Below are 3,821 nucleotides of genomic sequence, written 5' to 3'. Positions count from 1 at the left end.
ACCCACTATTCTACTCGTTAGCGTTGTAGGATGGCTATTAAGAGGACTGGAATGGTTTTTTTTGGTATTATCAATTGGGATATTTTCTCTTTCCATTATTGACTGCCTTTTCCTGAATCCAACCTTGACACTCCTCTCGATGGTTCCTTTGACACCTGCCGGTCTGGGATTACAGGAAGCTGGTATAGCTAGTGTAATGGTGGCCTTGGGTGTCTCTCTGGCGCTGGGAGTATCTTTCTCATTGCTATTGCGAATAACTGAATTATCTGTGGATTCAATTGGTCTTATTTATCTCCTGAAACGAACGGATAATTCATCTTTAATAGATTTCTATAACTCAATAGATGGAGATATAGATGAACAAGCCTACAATTCAGATCTCCTTGTTCAACGGTTTTTCCAAAGAAGGAAAACGTCAGCAATTGAAGAACATCTGCGATTAGAAAAGGGGCAGATTCTTCTGGATATTGCATGTGGTAGTGGGGTTCAGATCAGAGAGATTTGCAGGGATAAGGCTGGAGTAGCAATTGGTATTGATGCAAATATAAATGCGGTCAGATATGCACGTAGCCGATCACAATCAAATGAAGATTTTTTAATTGCAGATGCATCGTATCTTCCCTTTAAAAATGACGCTTTTAATCGGATTATATGTGCTGAGATTATTGAGCACTTAATCGATCCAGGTCCAACATTATCTGAGTCCTATAGGATTCTTAAAGAGAATGGCCGCTTGGTAGTGACGACGCCGAATGAACGTTCAATCTGGGGGATGTATGAATTGCTATGGGATCTCTTTGGAAGGGGTCGTAATTATGGTGAGACACATCTAAAATTCTATAATCGAAAAGATATGCATCAACTTTTCTCATCTTTTACCGGTGTGAATTGTATGACCTACCTCTGTTTCTCTCCTTTTATTGCACTGGTTGGATCTGAACGATTGCTAGCATTATGGGTCAGAATTGATCGAATCCTGGAAAGAATTGGAATGGGTGTACTTCTGGTTGTTTCTGGTGATAAAAAGGTGGGACAAAAGGATAATCATAATATGAATCATGAATAATCTCATAATGTTGCAATATGAAACCATTCGATCAAGCCAGTAAAATGGAAAATGAGGTGAATAAAAAAAAGATTAATTCAATTATAATTTTTCTTCTTCCAATAATCTCTCTAATTATTATCTTTGGTTTTACTCTGGTTCAACGTGGTATTTTTATAAGTGAGTGGCATGACACCCTTGCAAATGCAATGCCATATCTATTTCTGGCAGATAATCCTCTTGCTCTCTGGAATAATGCATGGATCTCTGGTTTTCCTGAAATTACATCTCCAATGTCTGATCGCTTCTATCTATTTTCCCTTCCGTTATTTATGCTCTTTCAGGATATTTTTATCTTAAACTGGGTTATTCTCGCTCACCTCTTAATTGCATTTGGTACATCCTATCTTCTCTTCTCACTTATGAGAAAAGAGGCAGAAATACCTTCATATGTTATACCTTTTTTTGCCCTTTTGTATATGTTATCTGGTGTGATGCTTGCCAGAGTGTATGCAGGGCATATCTTTATTATCTATGCTCTGGCGTGGATCCCACTACTTTATTACTCTTATTTTAAAATTGTGAGATATTCTGAAAGAACGATAATAAATATTCTTCTTTTTTCAGCATCTTCTCTTCTTATTCTATTCTCAGCAAGTATCTATTATCTATTCTTTGCATATTTCTTTATTTTATTACTGTTCCTTTATGACTCTCATCGTACTTTTGATATACGCTCCCTCTCTGCTTTGGCATTGGGTTTTGTGGTTTTTCTTCTGGTTGGTGCCATCAAGATCCTCCCCGGATTGGAGGTTTCTGATCAGGTGATCAGACAGGATATTATCGATCCATTATCGAATGGAGGTTCGATCGAAAGCGCTCTGGGCTCCTTTATATTCGGGACTCCGATCAATAAAGGCTACGATATCTCAGGAATGGTTTTTGGCTTTCATGAATCGATTGTCCTGATAGGAATCATTCCATTATTCTTTATTCTTCTAGGTTTTATTTATGGTAAAAAAACATGGAGTGCTCCGGTATTCCTTGCTTTTTGTATATCATTGATATGGGCTGCTGGGGGAAAAACTCTCTTTTACTTTGTCCATTTGCTCCCTATCCTTGATACTTTCAGGTGTCCCGGCAGGATATTTGCTCCTCTCTTACCTCTCCTTCTTATTATTGGAATTTTTGGGTTAACGTACTTATTGTCAAGAATTGATCGCAATGAGCCACTACCATTTGGTGATGAAGAGAAAAAACGCCTACTTTATGGAATAGGTATTATTGCATTTTTAAAATTGATGGAATTACCATATCAGGAGGCAGTTACCATCGAATCTGGTATAGCAGTTGGAATGGTTGCTATACTTCTTGGAATCATAGTAACAAAGAAGAGTCAACCAAAGGCTATCGTGGGTATTCTCGGATTATTTTTTATAATTAATGTTTATGTAATTAATCTCACATATAAATTGTTCGATATGTCTGTTGTTGCCCGCTCTCTACTTATTGGTTTTATCTTGTTACTTTCAATATATTATCTCTCTCAAGGAACTCAATTTACAAAAAATACAACAATTCTGGTTATTTTTTTAGTGATTGGTGTTACACTATCTATTGCTGGAAACATTAGTTATGTTACCCCATCTGATCCCAATTTTGATGAAAGCCCGGCCATTGCAATTATTGATCAGATTCTTCAAGATGAAAGTGATAATCCTCAAATATGGGTAATGACGACCGGTTGGCCAATTATGAATATTGATATGACTTATCTGTTTATTCAGTCAGGTATTCATCCAGTAAGGGCATATTATGCATATTATTTGAAAACAACTCTTTCCCCATTTTATACAATTGGAGAGATCACATATTCAACGGCAGACTACATTATTGACGATGGCATCAGACAGAGTGGTGAGGCGAATATAGATGATCCAACATTTTTTGCAGGCGGAGTTCCTGTCCTTCGTTCTGATAATGTGCTGCCTAACGTATTCATTCTCCGGAATGAGGAAGTGATTCCTGTATACTATGAACGTTTTACGCCCGATGAGGTTATTGTCTCTGGTGAATTCCTTCCGGATGATATTGTTGTATTAAAGACAGCGTACTATGAAGGCTGGAAAATAAATGATAAGAAGGCACAACCAATTGGAAATATGGTTGCATTACAGTTAACTGATGTAACGTCAACGGTACGCTTTTCATTTGGATCCACTCAATATACTTTAGCATTCTTATTGACAATTATTGGATTATTGTTTGCAATAGCTATTTTTATCAAGCGAAGGACTATAGAAGCATATTTGGTGAGTCAGCCAGATAAGGAAATTAGATCAAAAAAAGTGAAAGGAAAGAAGTAAAAATGGAACTGTTGCAGATGCACGATCCATAAAAATTCTCTCTCTTCAAAGCGGGATATTAATAATCTTGTAAACACCACACTCATTATGGGAAAGAAGATAAGATCTGAAAAAAGATCTGCTAATACTCAACAGAATAATTCTCCTCCTCAAACCCCCTCTTCTCTAAAAGATACTCTTCTCTCCAGCCGCCCCCTCCAGCTTGTCCTCCTTCTGACCATAGCTGGCCTCTTCCTCCGCCTCTACCAGCTCGGATTCAATTCCCTCTGGCTTGATGAAGCATCCACTCTCGGCTTTGCCCGCCATTCTCTTGCAGAGATCTGGGGATTCACTGCGTCCGGGGAGTTCAATCCACCGCTCTTCTACTGGATGGAGCATATAATGCTCATCTTCGGTGAGAGTGAGGTCGT

2 protein-coding genes and 1 pseudogene are annotated in these 3,821 nt (G+C 38.1%); all 3 read left to right on the top strand.

From position 1 onward, the window contains the following. The coding region (locus QCH34_RS08445) for a methyltransferase domain-containing protein (RefSeq protein ID WP_300332819.1) at positions 1–1,066 on the top strand (1,066 nt) is incomplete at its 5' end. A gap of 17 nt (positions 1,067–1,083) precedes the next feature. Then, entirely contained in the window at positions 1,084–3,411 is a 2,328-nt protein-coding gene (locus QCH34_RS08440; RefSeq protein ID WP_300332817.1) for a hypothetical protein, read from the top strand. Between the two features lie 87 nt (positions 3,412–3,498). Then, positions 3,499–3,821, top strand: a pseudogene (locus tag QCH34_RS08435) (glycosyl transferase); the annotation flags it as partial.

The sequence above is a fragment of the Methanocalculus sp. genome, from assembly GCF_029762515.1.
Taxonomy (GTDB): domain Archaea; phylum Halobacteriota; class Methanomicrobia; order Methanomicrobiales; family Methanocorpusculaceae; genus Methanocalculus.
This window is presented reverse-complemented; position numbering and strand designations above follow the sequence as displayed.

Bases quoted from the DNA above. Each gene is read 5' to 3' on its own strand.
- QCH34_RS08440 (WP_300332817.1), top strand. From the start codon at position 1,084: ATGAAACCATTCGATCAAGCCAGTAAAATGGAAAATGAGGTGAATAAA.